The sequence below is a fragment of the Sphingobium sp. genome (genome assembly GCF_048594625.1).
Lineage (GTDB): Bacteria > Pseudomonadota > Alphaproteobacteria > Sphingomonadales > Sphingomonadaceae > Sphingobium.
In genome coordinates, this window is sequence record NZ_JBMDWL010000103.1 from 1 (window position 1) to 16,061 (window position 16,061).

Consider the following 16,061-nt stretch of genomic DNA (forward strand, 5'->3'; position numbering starts at 1 on the left):
ATTGACCAATGATAGCCCGACAGCAGCGAACACGATCGCAACTGGAGAAAGAAATTACTTCAGCCTCAGGGCGTTTGGGCGTCAGCCAAGATAACCCAGCGTGTAGCCGCCATCGACCAAAAGCGTCTGGCCGGTCATCCATCGTGCTTCGGGTGATGACAGAAAGGCGATGACATGGGCAATATCATCCGGCGTGCCATAACGGCCAAAAGGCGTACGCGCGGCGACATAGCGGCGGCGTTCTTCCGTGCCTCTGACGAGAGCCATTTTTGTCTGGGTCGGTCCGGGCGCTACGGCGTTGATGGACACGTTCTTTTCCGCCAGTTCAAGCGCCAGCCCCATAGTCATCGCGGCAGCAGCTGCGCGAGAAGCGCCATAAATGACGGTACCTGGCGTGGGATCGATCGCCAGATTGGATACGACATTGACTACTGCGCCCCAATCACCCGCAAAATGGGGCAAAGCAAGCTGGATCAGGTTGAACGTCGCAATGGCGCTGACCTCGAATTGGCGGCGGACATCATCCAATGACGTCTGTCCCGGGGGGGGGTAATGTCATTCGCCCGCATTGTTGATCAATATGTCGATACGACCAAGGGACTGGATTGTTGTTTCGACCAAGTCGCGCGCAACATTTGGGTCCGCAACATCGCCGCCGAATATGATGGCGCGAACGCCCAGACCGCGTGCCGCCTGCGCCACGCATTCTGCCGACGCGCGATTATTATGATAATGGACGACGACGTTGCATCCGCGTTCCACCAGTTTCAGCAAGCTGGCTTAGCCTATGTTGCTGGAAGACCGGGTGACCAGCGCGGCACGCCCGGTAAGGGATGATGTCGTCATGCAGCATCTCTCCGCGCGAACGTTTCTGACAGGAATGTCGACATCTCGGCCCATGATCGCCGATGGGCGTGCGCGTCATATCGGGCATAGTCGGGCTTGCCATAGGAATCCGCGTCCGGATTGATGAAGCTGTGCCAGACGTTGTCGTAGAGCGAAATTCGCCGGTCCGCCACGCCACCGTCGCGCATCTCCTGTTTGAAGGCTGCACGATCCTCGACGGTGGCTTCCCGATCCTTCGATCCGGTGCAGATCAGGATGGCGGCCTTGATGTTCCGGGCATCGTCTGGTCTCGTCGTACGCAGCGGGATATGAAAGCCGACCAGCGCGACAATATCCGCGCCGTCGCGCGCCAGTTCCAGTGACGATACGCCGCCAAAGCAATAGCCGATGGCTGCGATCCGCTTCGGATCGACCACCGGCTGGGCTGCCAGTGCATGGAAGGCGCCACGCGAACGGACGCGAATGCCATCGACCCGCTGACGCAACGCTGCAAGCAGCGGCACAGCCTGATCAATATCGCGTAAAAGGCGCCATCGCCATAAAGGTCGCAGGCCAGAGCTGCATAGCCCTGCGCCGTCAGCTGCTCTGCCGCTGTGGCCATTGTGGGACCATCGGTTCCCTTGTGGCTGCTGGTGACCGGTGCGTCGGACCGGGCACTGGCGGCGGATCTGATGCCATCGGACCAGATCGACCTGCTGACACCGTGCCGTGTGCCAGTGCCGCAACAGATTGCGCAGGCGGTTCGGGCTGCATTGCCCTCGGAAAGAAACAAACGGATCGGCATCGTCGGGCTGGACGGACGGGAAGGGCGATGCAAACGCCTTTTCCGTACGGCTTGGTGTCTGAAACTCTTGGCGAATGCATGGTTTTGGAAGGGCAGCGTTGGCTTTGTTTGCCCTGCGGATGAATTGATGAGAGCATCTGTTCAGGACCGGCCGATTCCCATCCTGTGATTGCGTCAAGCGGCGGTGCCCCGTCGTTCAAGGTGGAGCGTGGGATGAGCAACATCCATCTCAACGAAAATAACGTCAACGATCTGGGGGCATGGTGGTGGGCCTGCTGTCCGAACTGTGGGTCATGCGCGACCGTATCGCCGTGCTGGAAGAATTGCTGGTAAAGAGCGGCACGTTGGGCGCGGACGCCATCGAAAGCTTCGAATGGCCCCAGTCGCAGGCGGAAGAAATGGAAGCGCTGCGCGATCGGATCGTCGCCGCCGTCATCGGTGCGCCGATCGCGGCCAAGGAACGCAGCGTCGACAAGATCCTGGCCCGTGCCGGATATGAACGGCCGGTTGCGGCCTGACGCGCTTGGCAGGAATGGGGCGCTTTTCATGACGCCCCATTCCACGAAGCTCCAGCTCCATTCGATCGCTTGCATCGTCTGAAGATTAAAGGCCGATATCAGAAATGGGTGGCGAGTGACATTTCGAAACTGCGCGGTGCGCCGATATAGATGTCGGTGACGTTGTACCCCGAATATTCGCCGTAAAATGCATCGGTCAGGTTGCGTCCGCGCAGCGTCAGCGTCGCGCCATCGGTGATCGCCCAGCCGATGGCCGCGTCGAAGGTCGTGCGTCCCTTCACGAAGATGCTGTTCGCCGTGTCGGTATAAAAACCCGACACATGCCGCGCAAAGGCGGATACGGTGACGGGGACGCCCGGCAGGCGATAAGCGACATTCGCGGCGGCTGTCGTGGACGGGACGTTGATCGGACGGTTGCCGGATCGGTCGATGCCGCCAGCTTCGATCAATGCGTCATATCGGGCGTCGCTGTAGCTGAAGCTGCCGCCCAGCGAAAAATCGTCGGTCACAGTCCAACCAAGGCTCAGTTCCACGCCCTGTGACGATTGTGTGCCGCCCTGCACCGTCTGAAGCGGATTGGCCGGGTCGCGGGTCAATATGTCGTTCTGGACGATGCGATAGGCCGCGCCCGTCACCGTCAGCCGACGGGCCAGCGCCGCCAGTTTGAACCCGCCTTCATAGCTGTGTCCTTTGGTCAGCCTGAAGCGGGTGTTGGCGATCGACTGAAGCAGGATGGACGATACCGGAGAGACGGCCGTCGTATATTGCCCGTAGAATGTCAGGCCCGGCGTGACCGCATAGCTGCTGCCCACGCGCCAGGAAAAGGGCCTGTATACCGGATTGGCGCTGGTGACGATGTTGGGCGTCGTTAGATAATCGGTGACGCGGCGGTCCAGGTCCATATGGTCGAATCGCGCGCCCGCGACCACCAGCCATTGCGGTGTCAGGTTGATCGCATCCTCGGCAAAGACCGAAATGGTGTCGAGCCGGGAATCGAAATTGACATTCTGCGATCGATAGAGCGCGCCATCGGTCGGGAATGTCCCGACGACCGGATCGAACGGATTGACGCCGGGGACAAGGCTGTTGCTGCTGGTTTCCCGCAGGCTGGCGAAATCGGTATGATTATATTCCACGCCCAGCGTGAAGCGATTGCGCAGGCCGCCGATGACGCTGTCATTTGACAGGGCGGTGCGTGCGTTCCAATATTCATGGCCGTGATAGAATGCGGTCAGCCCGCGCTGGACGCTGCCATTGGGGAAGGCGGCGGTCGGCGCGATGAAATTGCGGGTGCCGTTGTTCAGGAAGGCGCGATCGGCATCATACCACATCAGGTCCGCGCTGATTACCCATCCGCCGCCCGGTTTCCAGTCGATGCGCGACCGGATGGTGGTTTCGTCCGCGCCGGAATAGCCGCCATGGGGCGTATAGTTGCGCTTGCGCATCGCTTTGTCGACAACCAGCCCGCTATCGGATCGCACCGCGTCGCTTGGGTCGCGGGCATAGGCCGCCGGGATCAGCAACGCCCCCTGATAGCTGCTGTCATAGCGGTCATTATAATGGTCGACCGCAATCAGGATCGACAGACTGTCGGACGGCCTGAACAGCAGGCTGGCGGTCAGGCCGGTAGACCGGCTATCATTGTCATCCACGTCATAAAGGCTGTCGGACCGCATGATGCTGGCATCCGCGCGCACCGCGACCTTGTCCGACAGCTGGTAATTGACGCCACCCGCCGCCGTCATCGTGTTGAAGCTGCCATAGCTGAGCAGCGCGTCCATATAATTGCCGTCGAACTGCGGCTTGCGCGTCACCTTGTTGACGACGCCGCCCAGCGCGCCTTCGCCGAACAGGACGGAGGCTGGCCCCTTGATCACGTCGATCCGGTCGAAATGCCACACATTGGTGTCGCGCTGAACCACCGTCGAAGATGAAATGCGGACCCCGTCCTGAAGGATGGACACGACATTGCCTGCGAAACCGCGCATCGTGATGACCGCCGGATTACCCGGCACATTGCCCGCGATGGCTCCTGGCACATCGGCAAAGGCTTCGCGCGCGGTGCGCAGGCCGCGAAACTGCATGTCCGCCTGGCTGATCGTTTCCACGCTGGCGGGCGTTTCCATGATGGACAGGCCAAGGCGACTGCCGGTTTCGCTCTTCTGGTCGAGCTTCAGCTGATCGCGCTGGCCGGTGACGATGATCGCGTCATTCCGGGCTTCCTCCGCAAAAGCGGGCGTCGTGGCAAGGGTGGCAGCCAGAGCGAGAATGGAAATGCGCATTATGGGTAAACTCCCTGAGGCTTGTGATTCTGGGCGGCCCTTGCCCGATGGACGCGACGTTCGCGCCAGCGCAGCAGGCCGGTGATGAACAGGGCGGCCGGGACGAGGCCGACAAGGAAGGCGAGGATGCGGGTGGCAAGGCCGCCGACCGATGCGTCGTGCAGCGGGTGGAGCCAGTTGTTGATCATGGTCGATGCGGTGGCCCGACGCGCATCGACCATGCCAATCACCGCGCCGGAATATGGGTCGATATGGATATAGCTATGTGGAAAACGTCGGCTGGGATCGCCGGGCACCTGTACCCGCAGCCTGATGACGCCGCTGCCCGAACCGGGCATCTCGATCCATGCGAGCCGCGCATCGGGCATGGCGTGATGCCCGTTGGCAAGGGCGGTGGCGATGGAAATGGGCGTGCCGCCCCGCGCTGACGACACCGGCGCTGGCGCGCTATCGACGGGCGCGATGGTGCGCTCCAGTACCCAGTTGCTTTCCCTGGGCAGCGCCAGCATGAATCCGGTGGCGGCGAACAGGATCAGCAGGATCAGGCTCCACAGCCCGGTCAGCTTGTGAATGTCGTGCAGGCGGCGGATGGGGGACGCCCCCGGTTTGAACGCCAAAGCCTTGCGCCATCGGCCCCGCGGCCACCACGCCGCCAGCCCGGTGCCCAGCAGCAGCAGGATGACAAGGGCCGACCATCCCACGACCTTATGCCCGACCTCATCGGACAGCAGGTCCATATGCAGTTCGTAAATCCAGCTCATGGCATAATCGCCCCAGCCGTCATGGCGAAGGACGCGCATGCCGTCGGGCGACAGCCACACCATCATCCGCTTCGCCATATGGCCGGTGGGCGGGCCGGACGGATAATAGCGCGCGGCGATCGGCCCCGGATCATCCTTTGCCTCGAACCGCCACTGTCCGGCATCGTCCGGCCAGCGATGGCGGACGGTCGTCAGGGCTCGGTCCCATAGCGGGCTGGACCATCCGGGCGCTGTCCCTGTCGTCTCGACTGCGATCTGCGGGTGCAGCGCGGCATCGATCTCCTGATAGAAGACCAGCGCCGATCCCGTGAGGCCGAGCAGGACGAACAGCAGGCCGATCGAAAGGCCCAGCCACACATGGATATGACGCGCGACGGCGCGTGACCGCGATGTCATGACACGGACGGGTCCGCGCGGTTATGGATCGGGGCGATGGTCCCGCCCGGCATGGCGGCGTTATGAATCCGGCAAAGCCGGGTGGCGCAGGCGCAGGCGCCCTCGAGCTGAAGATACATGGGAATCTCATTCGCCTCGAACCGCGCTCCTCAAGGGGGAAAGCGGCGTCGCACATGCACGCGGCATGCGCAGTTTACGGCGAACGAAGGGGAAGGGCTGTTCGCCGCGCGGCCTTTTTTCAGGCGCGCGCGGGTGGCCCTTGCGACGGGGGCGGTGGCGCCGCCAGTCGGTGCACCGTCAGGTCGGCAATAGCGCGGCTTGAAACCAGCGGCGTCATCGACGCAGGGGCCGCCGCCACGGGAAGAGCGACTTCGGCAAGCAGGCCGCTTCCCAGCCCGGCGGCGAACATACATTCACCATCTTTGGACTTTTGATGGTCGGCCGGTTCGCTGCCTTTTTCCATGGGCAGGATGGCCCGGACGGCCCCTTGCCCGGTACAGAGCGAAATGACGATGCCATGGATGCCCTGCGTCGGCATGAAGCCGGTGGGAATGGCAATCCGGATCGCCAGTGCGCACAGGACCAGCAGGGCGAAAAGCCCCCGGCCCGATTGCGACTGTCTGATCCAGTTCTGCATATCCGTTCGGATAATCCCGCCCGCTCCCAAGTCCATAGGGCAGTATGTCCCATGCACGAACCATCGTTACCGTATGGCCCGCTGCCGATCAATTATACGAAGGTGCCTGAACGGGAAGGTGGCACCCGCGCCATCATCCGCCCTTTGTGTATCTCATGTAAAAAGGGCGCCGGGATCGCTCCCGACGCCCTTATTGCTCTTGCAGGCTGACTTACAGCTTTTCCGTCAGTTCCGGCACGATCTTGAACAGATCGCCGACCAGGCCGATGTCGGCGACCTGAAATATCGGCGCATCCTCGTCCTTGTTGATGGCGATGATGGTCTTGCTGTCCTTCATCCCCGCCAGATGCTGGATCGCGCCGCTGATGCCGACCGCGATGTAGACTTCGGGCGCCACGATCTTGCCGGTCTGGCCGACCTGATAATCGTTGGGGACATAACCCGCATCGACTGCGGCGCGCGACGCGCCCACCGCCGCGCCCAGCCTGTCGGCCAGCGGAAAGATGGTGGCTTCGAACGTCTCGCCGTCCTTGAGCGCGCGGCCGCCCGGCACGATGACCATGCCGGGATGCCATATATGGGAAATGGGAAAGCCTTTTAGCCGGCGCAGCGTGCATGCAGCAGGATGTGGGCGGCGCGATCCATGAAGGCGGGATCGCAGCAGCATCTTTCTTCCAGCTTGCACAATGCCTGTTCGAACGCGTCGGCATAGGGCAGCTTGGCCGGGTTCCAGCGCGGATTGGCGGAAAAGCGGCTGTGGAACAGGTCCAGCCCGGTCAGCTCCATCGCCTGCACATGGCCTTCGAACAGCGCCCTGAACTCTGCCGCGCAGAACAGATGCGATGTGAAGCTGATATGGCGCCCATCGTCCAGATCGGCGTCGAACTGGTCGATTTCATGATCCTGCAGGAAACTGCGCGCCTTTTCGACCGCATCGACATAGATGGTTGGCAGGCTGCCGACGGTGCGCACGGTCGTGAACAGATGGCCGCACGTCACCCGCGCTAGTTCCTTGGCGGCGGCCGCATGGGTCGTCGCTGGCAGGTGGTTGAGCACGCCATACAGGCACAGGGTCAGGTCGACGCTGGCATCCGCTTCGGGCAGGGCCAGTTGCAGATCGCCGACCTCGAAATGGAAATCGCCCTGAAAGGCGGTGTTTTCCCGCGCGATGCGGATCATTTCGGGCGATATGTCGAAACCGCGCGCCTGCCTGACATGCAGGCCCAGATGATGCGCGCGGCGCACGGTGCGCAGCAACCATGTGCCGGGGCCGCATCCCGCGTCCAATAGGCTGATGTCGCGCCGTCCGCTCGCCCGGATCTGATGCAGCGCTGCGTCGATCTGCTGCCAGATCTGGCGGTCGGCATAGCTGTAGCGGGACGTGAAGTCATACAGCGCCCGCCCATCGCCGTCGGCATAGGTGAAATAATCTTCACCGACCGCGTCATAGGCGATGGCGGCCTGTATGGCGGCCTCCGCAACGGGGGTCGGGGGTTCAGGCAATATGTGCAGCCGCGTGGCCATAATCGCTCCCAGTCAGCGCCGGTTTACGGCGCCGGAAAAAAAGCCCCGCGCATGATAAGCGGGGCCGCGCCGCACCCTTGCGGCGTGCTGGAGGATATGGCGCAGCCGCGCATTTTTTCTCCAGATCGGGGACAGGCAATCGGCGTAGATTTTTTCAAATGCCGGGCGGCCCGCGGGACGCGATCAGGACGACGAAGCGCCTGATTCAGGCGATCTTCGCCTCGAAAATATGCCGATCATATGCAAATACTATGCGGTCCCTACTTTCCCTCTCTCGAATTCAAATGCGGGCCTGCCCTAATTGATGCGCGGCAGACGATTCGGCGCCGCATCTTTCGCGGCCCCGGCGGTTTGCGGGAGATAGTATATGCAGGACATCCTCTGGATTGGCCTCACCCTTGGCCTGCTGGCCGCGACGTTGGGCTACGCGGCCCTGTGCGACAACGCGTAGGGAAGGGGCAGGACCATGACGACCGATCTCTGGCTGGCCGCGATAACGGCGGTCGGCCTCCTTCTTTATCTGGTGGCCGTGCTCGCACGCCCCGAACGCTTCTGAACGGGGGGCGCAATCATGACATTCCAGGGATGGATCCTGATCCTGGCCTTCGTCGGCATCCTGCTGGCGCTGGCAAAGCCGATGGGCCTGTGGCTCTTTGCCCTATATGAAGGGCGCCGCACGCCGCTGCACGCCATATTCGGCCCCGTCGAACGTGGCTTCTCCGCGCTGTCGGGCATCGACCCGCATGAGGAACAGGGCTGGCGCCGTTATGCGGTGCACATGCTCATCTTCAACGCGGCGCTGCTGCTGTTCACCTATGCGCTGTTGCGCCTGCAAGGCGTGCTGCCGCTCAATGGCCTTGGCTATGCGGGCATCGGCGCGGATGGTGCGTTCAACACCGCCGTCAGCTTCGCCACCAACACTAACTGGCAATGGTATTCGGGCGAGGCGGCGATGAGCAATCTCAGCCAGATGCTGGCGCTGACGATCCATAATTTCCTGTCGGCCGCAACCGGCATTGCGCTGGCCTTCGCCCTGTTCCGCGGCTTTGCCCGGCGGGAAACGGCTGGCATCGGCAATTTCTGGGCCGACATGACTCGCGTCACCCTCTATCTGCTGCTGCCGATCAGCATCGTCTATGCCATCTATCTGATCGCCAGCGGCGTGCCCCAGACATTGGTGGCGTCGGTCGATGTGCAGACGCTGGAAGGCGCAAAGCAGACGCTGGCGCTGGGTCCGGTGGCCAGTCAGGAAGCGATCAAGATGCTGGGCACCAACGGTGGCGGCTTCTTCCACGCAAACAGCACCCACCCCTTCGACAATCCACCCGCACTGACGAATTTCGTCCAGATGCTGTCGATCTTCCTGATCGGCGTGGGCCTGACCTACACATTCGGCAAGGCGGTCGGCAATGTGCGTCAGGGCTGGGCGATCCTGGCCGCGATGATGACCATCTTTCTGGCGGGCGTCACCATCGTCTACTGGCAGGAAGCGGCCGGCAACCCCATCCTCCACAATCTGGGCATCGCCGGCGGCAATATGGAGGGGAAGGAAGTCCGCTTCGGCATCGCCGCCTCCGCCCTTTTCTCGGTCGTCACCACGGCGGCGTCCTGCGGTGCGGTCAATGCGATGCATGACAGTTTCACCGCGCTGGGCGGCATGATTCCGCTGCTCAACATCCAGCTGGGCGAAGTCGTCGTCGGCGGCGTCGGCGCGGGCATTTACGGCTTCCTGCTGTTCGCCATCCTCGCCGTTTTCGTCGCCGGTCTGATGGTCGGTCGCACCCCGGAATATGTCGGCAAGAAGATCGAAAGCCGGGAGGTGAAGCTCGCCGTTCTGGCCATCGCCGTCCTGCCGCTCATCATTCTGGGCGGTACGGCCATTGCGTCGGTGCTGGACGTCGGCCTGGCCGGACCGCTCAACAAGGGGCCGCATGGCTTTAGCGAAATCCTCTATGGTTTCACCAGCGCGGTCGGCAACAATGGGTCTGCCTTTGCTGGCCTGACATCGGGCACGCCCTTCTATAACGGCATGTTGGGCGTTGCGATGTGGATCGGGCGTTTCTGTGTCATCGTGCCCATGCTGGCGATTGCCGGTGGTCTGGCCGCGAAGAAATATACCCCGGAAACCGCGGGCAGCTTCCCGACAACCGGACCGCTCTGGACCGGACTGCTGATCGGCATCGTCCTGATCGTGGGCGGCCTGACTTTCCTGCCCAGCCTCGCCCTTGGCCCCATCGCCGATCATATCGCGATGATCAACGGCCAGACTTTCTAAGAATTGGAGCATATAAATGGCACGCACAGCGTCCAAATCGCTCTTCACCGCCGACCTGATCGTGCCTGCGATCGGTGACGCATTTCGCAAACTCAACCCCAAGGAACTGATCCGCAATCCGGTGATGTTCACCACCGCCGTCGTGGCGGTGCTTCTCACCATCCTGCTCGCGGTCGGGCAGGATGGACTGACCATGGGCTTCAAGCTGCAACTGGTCATCTGGCTGTGGCTGACGGTCCTGTTCGGCACCTTTGCCGAAGCTCTGGCCGAAGGACGCGGCAAGGCGCAGGCCGCATCGCTGCGCGCGACCAAGGCGGAACTGACCGCCCGGCGGCGCAAGGGCGATGGCGACACTTATGAAGACGTCGCCGCCAGCGTCCTGAAGCTGGGCGATGTGGTCCTCGTCCGGACGGGCGACCTGATCCCCGCCGATGGAGAGGTCATATCGGGCGTCGCATCGGTCAACGAAGCTGCGATCACCGGCGAATCCGCGCCTGTCATCCGTGAAGCGGGCGGCGACCGGTCGGCGGTAACGGCGGGCACCCGCGTCATTTCGGACGAAATCCGGGTGCGCGTGACCGTCAATCCGGGGCAGGGCTTCCTCGACCGGATGATCGCGCTGGTGGAAGGGGCGGAACGGCACAAGACGCCCAATGAAATCGCGCTGACGCTGCTGCTCGTGGGCCTGACGATCATCTTCCTGATCGCCGTCGGCACCATTCCGGGCTTTGCCAGCTATGCGGGCGGATCGATCCCCGTGGCGATCCTGGCCGCGCTGCTCATCACCCTCATCCCCACCACCATCGCGGCGCTGCTGTCGGCGATCGGCATCGCCGGGATGGACCGCCTTGTCCGCTTCAACGTGCTCGCCAAATCGGGCCGCGCGGTGGAGGCTGCGGGCGACATCGACGTGCTGCTGCTCGACAAGACCGGCACGATCACGGTGGGCGATCGTCAGGCGACGGAATTTCGCACCGTCGGCGCCGTCACGCAGGATCAGCTGGCGCATGCCGCCTTGCTCGCCAGCCTGGCCGATGAAACGCCCGAAGGCCGCTCGATCGTCCTGCTGGCCCGCGAAAAATTCGGCCAGACGGCCACCGCCCTGCCCGACGGAGCGGAAGTCATCCCCTTCACCGCACAGACCCGCCTGTCCGGCATCAGTTTCAACGGCTCCACCATTCAAAAGGGCGCCGTGGATTCGATCCTGCGCGCCTGTCCGGACGCCGCGCGGAAGAAGACGGCGGAAGACCTGCGCCGCATCAGCGACGAAATCGCCCGCGCGGGTGGCACGCCGCTCGCCGTGGCGAAGGATGGCGAACTGCTCGGCTGCATCTTCCTCAAGGACATCGTGAAGGCGGGCATTCGCGAACGCTTCGGCGAACTGCGGCAAATGGGCATCCGCACGGTGATGATCACCGGCGACAATCCGCTGACCGCCGCCAGCATCGCGGCCGAAGCGGGCGTGGACGATTTCCTTGCGCAGGCCACACCGGAAGACAAGCTGGCCCTGATCTGCAAGGAACAGGAGGGCGGTCGTCTGGTCGCCATGTGCGGCGATGGCACCAATGACGCCCCGGCGCTGGCGCAGGCCGATGTCGGCGTCGCCATGAACACCGGCACGCAGGCCGCGCGCGAAGCGGGCAACATGGTCGATCTGGATAGCGATCCGACCAAGCTGATCGAGGTCGTGGGCCTTGGCAAACAGCTGCTGATGACCCGTGGCGCGCTCACCACCTTCTCGGTCGCCAATGACGTTGCGAAATATTTCGCGATCATCCCTGCCATGTTCGTGGTGCTCTATCCGGGGCTGGGCGTGCTCAACGTCATGGGCCTTGCCACCCCGCAAAGCGCGATCCTGTCGGCGATCATCTTCAACGCGCTCATCATCCCGCTGCTGGTGCCGCTGGCATTGAGGGGCGTGACCTATCGCCCGATCGGCGCCGGGCCGCTGCTGGCGCGCAATCTCGCCATCTACGGTCTGGGCGGTCTGCTGGCGCCTTTCGTCGGCATCAAACTCATCGACCTGGCCGTCAACGGCCTTGGCCTCGCCTGAGGAGCATCATCATGAAAACGGATATTTTCACGTCGCTGCGGCCCGCTCTGGTCATGACCCTGCTGTTCGCGCTGCTGTTGGGGCTGGCCTATCCGCTCGCCCTGACCGGCATCGGCCAGCTGGTCTTCCCCTCGCAGGCCAATGGCAGCCTGATCGAAGAGGACGGCAGGATCGTGGGGTCCAGCCTGATCGGTCAGGGCTTTGCGTCCGACCGCTATTTCAGCGCGCGCCCTTCGGCGGCGGGCAAGGGCTATGACGGCCTTGCCTCCGCTGGTTCCAACCTTGGCCCGGCCAGTCAGGCGCTGGTCGACCGGGTGAGGGCCGACAGCGCGAAACTGGCGGCTGACAATCCCGGCAAGCCCGTGCCCGCCGATCTGGTGACCACGTCCGGCTCCGGCCTTGATCCCGACATCTCGCCCGAAGCGGCCTATTTTCAGGTCGATCGCATCGCGCGGGTCCGGGGCCTTGCCCCCGCCAGCGTCCGCGCGCTTGTCGACCGGCATGTCGAACGGCCGCTGCTCGGCATTCTGGGCGAACCGCGGGTCAATGTGCTGGAAATCAATCGACGGCTCGACCGGATCGGCGCTACCCAGTCCTGATGACCGATTCCACCCGTCGCGATCCCGAAGCCTTTCTGCGTCAGGCGGCGCAGGAAGGTCGCGGCCGTCTCAAGATATTTCTTGGGGCGGCGCCGGGCGTGGGCAAGACCTATGAAATGCTGACCGACGGGATGCAGCGGCGCCGGGCGGGCATCGACGTCGTCGTGGGCGTGGTGGAAACCCATGGCCGCAAAGAAACCGAAGCGCTTCTGGCCGGGCACGACATCATCCCGCGCCGCGACGTCACCCATATGGGCCATCGGCTGGGTGAAATGGACATCGACGCCATATTGGAACGCCGCCCCGCGCTCGTCCTGGTCGATGAACTGGCGCACACCAACGCGACGGGCAGCCGCCATCCCAAACGCTATCAGGATGTCGAAGAACTGCTGGACGCCGGGATCGACGTCTATTCGACGCTCAATATCCAGCATGTCGAAAGCCTCAACGACGTCGTCGCCTCCTTCACGCGCGTCCGGGTGCGCGAAACCGTCCCCGACACCGTCCTTGAAATGGCGGAGATCGAGGTGGTGGACATCCCGCCCGACGAACTGATCGAACGGCTGAAGGACGGCAAGGTCTATATTCCGCAGGAAGCGACCCGCGCGCTCAGCCATTTCTTTTCCAAATCCAATCTGACCGCGCTGCGTGAAATGGCGCTGCGCCGCGCCGCGCAGGCGGTGGATGCGCAGATGCTGGACTATGTCCGCGCCCATGCGCTGGCGGGCAGCTTCGCGGCGGGCGAACGCATCCTCGTCGCCATCAGCGAAGTGCCCGGCGCGCAGGGGCTGGTGCGCGCCGCCAAACGGCTCGCCGACGCGCTCAAGGCGCCATGGTCGGCCATCCATATCGAAACGCAGCGCAGCCTGTCCTTCACCGCGCAGGAACGGGAACAGCTGGCCGACACCATGGCGCTGGCGTCGCGACTGGGGGCGACGACGGCGACCATCCCGGCGCCGTCCGTGGTGGAAGGATTGCGCCACGCCATCGGCGACGCGCGCGCGACGCAGGTCGTGATCGGCAAATCCGCCCGGCCATGGTGGTTCGAAATGCGGCACGGCTCCGTCGTCGACCGGCTGGTGCGCGAAGTCGGCGATGTCGCCGTCCATGTCCTGCCGGGCGACGACGCCGGGCGCACCGACAGGGGCGCGCACCGGCGGGTCGGGCGAAATCGGGGCAGGCCCGCCGACTATCTCTGGTCGGCGCTGATGATTGCGGGGATGACGGCGCTGGGGCGGCTGCTGGTCGAAATCATCGATCTGGGCAATATCGCGCTGCTCTATCTGATCCCCGTCATGTTCGCCGCCGCCAGTTTCGGCCTGCGCGCGGGCCTGTTCGCGGGTCTCGCCTCCAGCCTTGCCTATAATTTCTTTTTCCTGCCGCCCACCGGCACGCTGACGGTCAGCAATCCGGAAAATGTCATCAGCATCCTCGTGCTGCTGGGCGTGGCGATCGTGACCAGCCAGTTTGCCGCGCGTGTGCGGGCGCAGGCGGATCTGGCCCAGTCCAGTGCCCGGCAAAATGCCGCGCTGGCGGGTTTTTCGCGTCAGCTGACGGCGTCGTCCAGTCAGGAAGAATTGATGCAGGCCATCTGTGCGGAGGTGTCGCGCCTTTTGTCCGTGCGCACCGTGCTGCTGTTGCCCTCGCGCGACGGGCCGCAACTGCGCGCTGCCGTCCCGCCCGAAGACCGGCTGGAACAGATCGAACGGGCCGCCGCGCAATGGGCGATCGACAATGACCAGCCCGCCGGGCGCGGATCGTCCACGCTTACCGCGTCGGACTGGCTGTTCCATCCGCTGCGCACGACGCGTGGCGTGCTGGGCGTGCTCGGCCTCGCGCGGGAGGATGCGGGCGCGCCGCTGCGCTCCGATCAGGTGCCGCTGCTCATGAGCCTGCTGGATCAGGCCTCCATCGCCTTCGATCGCATGGCGCTGGAGGAGGAAATGCTCGAAGCGCGGCAGATCGGGGAGCGCGACCGGCTGCGGTCGGCGCTGCTGTCCTCGGTCAGCCATGATCTGCGGACCCCGCTCACCACCATCCTGTCGGGCATGCAGGAACTGCGGCGGCAACAGCCCTCCGACCTGCTCGATTCCGTCGCGGCGGAGGCGCAGCGGCTCAATCGCTTCGTCGCCAATCTGCTCGACATGGCGCGGGTGGAAGCGGGCGCCCTGCCGCTCAAGGTCGAACCGACCGACCTGTTCGATGCGGTCGCGGGCGCGGTGCACGATACGCGGCAATCGCTCGCCGGGCACGACGTCCGCGTCGACATATTGCCCGACATTCCGCTCGTCCGTCTCGACCCGGCGCTGCTGCACCATTGCCTCATCAACCTGCTCGACAATGCGGGCCGCTATGCCGATCCCGGCACGCCCGTCGTCGTGCGGGGGCGGCGGCTGCACGATGCGATCGCCCTGTCGATCCTCGATGAAGGCCCCGGCATCCCGGCGGGCGCGGAAACGCGGGTGTTCGACACTTTCACCCGGCTGGAAGGGTCCGATCGGGTAAAACATGGCACCGGCCTTGGCCTCGCCATCGTAAAGGGCTTTGCACAGGCCATGGGCCTCTCCGTATCGGCATCGAACAATCCGGAACCGTTCGGCGCCTGCTTCACCCTCACCATTCCGCAGGCGCTGATCATCACCGACCTTCCCCATGAGGACATGTTATGAAATTCCGGCACAAGGTTCTGATCGTCGATGATGAACCCGCCATCCGCAAACTCATCTCCACCGCGCTGGCGCGGGCGGACTATGCCACGGTGGAGGCGGAAAATGCGCGGGAGGCGCTGGACAGGCTGAAGGCGGAGCGTCCCGACATCAGCCTGCTCGACCTTGGCCTGCCCGATCGAGACGGGCTGGAACTGGTTCCCCTGTTCAAACAGCATTCGGACACGACGCTGATCATCGTGTCGGCCCGCGACGCGACGGATCAGAAGGTCGCGGCGCTGGATCTGGGGGCGGACGATTATCTGACGAAACCCTTCGACACCGACGAACTGCTGGCGCGGGTGCGGGTGGCGCTGCGCAATCGCATGACCAAGGATGGCGGCGTGTCCACCGTGCGGGCGGGGGATGTCGAAATCGACCTGATCAACCGCATCGTACTGAAAGGCGGCAGGGAAGTGCATCTGACGCCAAAGGAATATGCCGTGCTGGCGCAGCTGGCGAAATTCCCCGGCCGGGTGATCACCCATGACCAGATCATGTCCCATGTCTGGCCCGCCGAACAGGATCATCATGTCGAATATCTGCGCGTTCTGGTGCGCACCTTGCGGCAGAAGCTGGAAAATGATCCTCAGCGTCCGCGCATCATCGGCAACGAACTGGGCATCGGCTATCGGCTGCGCTTCAATGTGGAAGGCGAAACCGAAGAATTTGCGCCCTGAA

The 16,061-nt window shown here is 63.6% G+C and carries 13 protein-coding genes and 2 pseudogenes; 8 read left to right on the top strand and 7 right to left on the bottom strand.

Annotated features, from left to right (window positions below; genetic code table 11):
• Nucleotides 1-81 precede the first annotated feature (81 nt).
• Nucleotides 82-762: pseudogene (locus ACOJSJ_RS13070) on the bottom strand (SDR family NAD(P)-dependent oxidoreductase).
• Nucleotides 763-842: 80 nt separating this feature from the next.
• Nucleotides 843-1,349, bottom strand: coding sequence for a dienelactone hydrolase family protein (locus ACOJSJ_RS13075; RefSeq protein WP_420145415.1), 507 nt, complete (start codon nucleotides 1,347-1,349; stop codon nucleotides 843-845).
• Nucleotides 1,350-1,466: 117 nt separating this feature from the next.
• On the opposite strand from ACOJSJ_RS13075, the gene ACOJSJ_RS13080 reads away from it, so the two are divergent.
• Nucleotides 1,467-1,799, top strand: coding sequence for a hypothetical protein (locus ACOJSJ_RS13080; RefSeq protein WP_420145416.1), 333 nt, complete (start codon nucleotides 1,467-1,469; stop codon nucleotides 1,797-1,799).
• Nucleotides 1,800-1,890: 91 nt separating this feature from the next.
• Entirely contained in the window at nucleotides 1,891-2,148 is a 258-nt protein-coding gene (locus ACOJSJ_RS13085) for a hypothetical protein (RefSeq protein ID WP_420145417.1), read from the top strand.
• Between the two features lie 98 nt (nucleotides 2,149-2,246).
• Here the strand turns inward: ACOJSJ_RS13085 and ACOJSJ_RS13090 are convergent, their stop codons facing one another.
• From ACOJSJ_RS13090 to ACOJSJ_RS13110, 5 genes and pseudogenes are all read right to left on the bottom strand, one after another.
• Nucleotides 2,247-4,430 carry a TonB-dependent receptor gene (locus tag ACOJSJ_RS13090; protein WP_420145418.1) on the bottom strand — a complete coding sequence of 728 codons (2,184 nt, stop codon included), beginning with the start codon at nucleotides 4,428-4,430 and terminating at the stop codon, nucleotides 2,247-2,249.
• Nucleotides 4,430-5,587, bottom strand: coding sequence for a PepSY-associated TM helix domain-containing protein (locus ACOJSJ_RS13095; protein WP_420145419.1), 1,158 nt, complete (start codon nucleotides 5,585-5,587; stop codon nucleotides 4,430-4,432). Before ACOJSJ_RS13095 ends, ACOJSJ_RS13090 begins: the two co-directional genes overlap by 1 nt.
• Before the next feature lie 238 nt (nucleotides 5,588-5,825).
• On the bottom strand, nucleotides 5,826-6,224 hold the full coding sequence (locus ACOJSJ_RS13100; protein WP_420145420.1) for a hypothetical protein: 399 nt from the start codon (nucleotides 6,222-6,224) through the stop codon (nucleotides 5,826-5,828).
• A gap of 211 nt (nucleotides 6,225-6,435) precedes the next feature.
• Nucleotides 6,436-6,783: pseudogene (locus tag ACOJSJ_RS13105) on the bottom strand (electron transfer flavoprotein subunit alpha/FixB family protein); the annotation flags it as partial.
• A 38-nt stretch (nucleotides 6,784-6,821) separates the two neighbouring features.
• Complete coding sequence (locus tag ACOJSJ_RS13110) at nucleotides 6,822-7,748, bottom strand: class I SAM-dependent methyltransferase (RefSeq protein WP_420145421.1); 927 nt, start codon at nucleotides 7,746-7,748, stop codon at nucleotides 6,822-6,824.
• A gap of 466 nt (nucleotides 7,749-8,214) precedes the next feature.
• On the opposite strand from ACOJSJ_RS13110, the gene kdpF reads away from it, so the two are divergent.
• From kdpF to ACOJSJ_RS13140, 6 genes are read left to right on the top strand one after another with little or no spacing between them, the layout of a single operon-like run.
• On the top strand, nucleotides 8,215-8,304 hold the full coding sequence (gene kdpF / locus ACOJSJ_RS13115) for a K(+)-transporting ATPase subunit F (protein ID WP_420145422.1): 90 nt from the start codon (nucleotides 8,215-8,217) through the stop codon (nucleotides 8,302-8,304).
• A gap of 15 nt (nucleotides 8,305-8,319) precedes the next feature.
• Nucleotides 8,320-10,023 carry a potassium-transporting ATPase subunit KdpA gene (kdpA, locus tag ACOJSJ_RS13120; RefSeq protein ID WP_420145423.1) on the top strand — a complete coding sequence of 568 codons (1,704 nt, stop codon included), beginning with the start codon at nucleotides 8,320-8,322 and terminating at the stop codon, nucleotides 10,021-10,023.
• A gap of 16 nt (nucleotides 10,024-10,039) precedes the next feature.
• Nucleotides 10,040-12,076 (top strand): potassium-transporting ATPase subunit KdpB, encoded by a 2,037-nt coding sequence (gene kdpB / locus ACOJSJ_RS13125; RefSeq protein ID WP_420145424.1) that lies wholly within the window; start codon nucleotides 10,040-10,042, stop codon nucleotides 12,074-12,076.
• 11 nt (nucleotides 12,077-12,087) lie between these two features.
• Nucleotides 12,088-12,675, top strand: a complete 588-nt coding sequence (kdpC, locus tag ACOJSJ_RS13130; protein WP_420145425.1) for a potassium-transporting ATPase subunit KdpC — start codon at nucleotides 12,088-12,090, stop codon at nucleotides 12,673-12,675.
• The gene (locus tag ACOJSJ_RS13135) at nucleotides 12,675-15,344 is read left to right on the top strand and encodes a DUF4118 domain-containing protein (protein WP_420145426.1); all 2,670 of its coding nucleotides are present in this window, start codon (nucleotides 12,675-12,677) and stop codon (nucleotides 15,342-15,344) included. The genes kdpC and ACOJSJ_RS13135 overlap by 1 nt, the downstream gene beginning before the upstream one ends.
• Entirely contained in the window at nucleotides 15,341-16,060 is a 720-nt protein-coding gene (locus ACOJSJ_RS13140) for a response regulator (RefSeq protein ID WP_420145427.1), read from the top strand. Before ACOJSJ_RS13135 ends, ACOJSJ_RS13140 begins: the two co-directional genes overlap by 4 nt.
• Nucleotide 16,061: the final 1 nt, after the last annotated feature.

Bases quoted from the DNA above. Each gene is read 5' to 3' on its own strand.
- kdpB (WP_420145424.1), top strand. From the start codon at position 10,040: ATGGCACGCACAGCGTCCAAATCGCTCTTCACCGCCGACCTGATCGTG.
- ACOJSJ_RS13085 (WP_420145417.1), top strand. From the start codon at position 1,891: ATGGTGGTGGGCCTGCTGTCCGAACTGTGGGTCATGCGCGACCGTATC.
- kdpF (WP_420145422.1), top strand. From the start codon at position 8,215: ATGACGACCGATCTCTGGCTGGCCGCGATAACGGCGGTCGGCCTCCTT.
- ACOJSJ_RS13095 (WP_420145419.1), bottom strand. From the start codon at position 5,587: ATGACATCGCGGTCACGCGCCGTCGCGCGTCATATCCATGTGTGGCTG.
- kdpA (WP_420145423.1), top strand. From the start codon at position 8,320: ATGACATTCCAGGGATGGATCCTGATCCTGGCCTTCGTCGGCATCCTG.
- ACOJSJ_RS13090 (WP_420145418.1), bottom strand. From the start codon at position 4,430: ATGCGCATTTCCATTCTCGCTCTGGCTGCCACCCTTGCCACGACGCCC.
- ACOJSJ_RS13135 (WP_420145426.1), top strand. From the start codon at position 12,675: ATGACCGATTCCACCCGTCGCGATCCCGAAGCCTTTCTGCGTCAGGCG.
- ACOJSJ_RS13100 (WP_420145420.1), bottom strand. From the start codon at position 6,224: ATGCAGAACTGGATCAGACAGTCGCAATCGGGCCGGGGGCTTTTCGCC.
- ACOJSJ_RS13110 (WP_420145421.1), bottom strand. From the start codon at position 7,748: ATGGCCACGCGGCTGCACATATTGCCTGAACCCCCGACCCCCGTTGCG.
- kdpC (WP_420145425.1), top strand. From the start codon at position 12,088: ATGAAAACGGATATTTTCACGTCGCTGCGGCCCGCTCTGGTCATGACC.
- ACOJSJ_RS13140 (WP_420145427.1), top strand. From the start codon at position 15,341: ATGAAATTCCGGCACAAGGTTCTGATCGTCGATGATGAACCCGCCATC.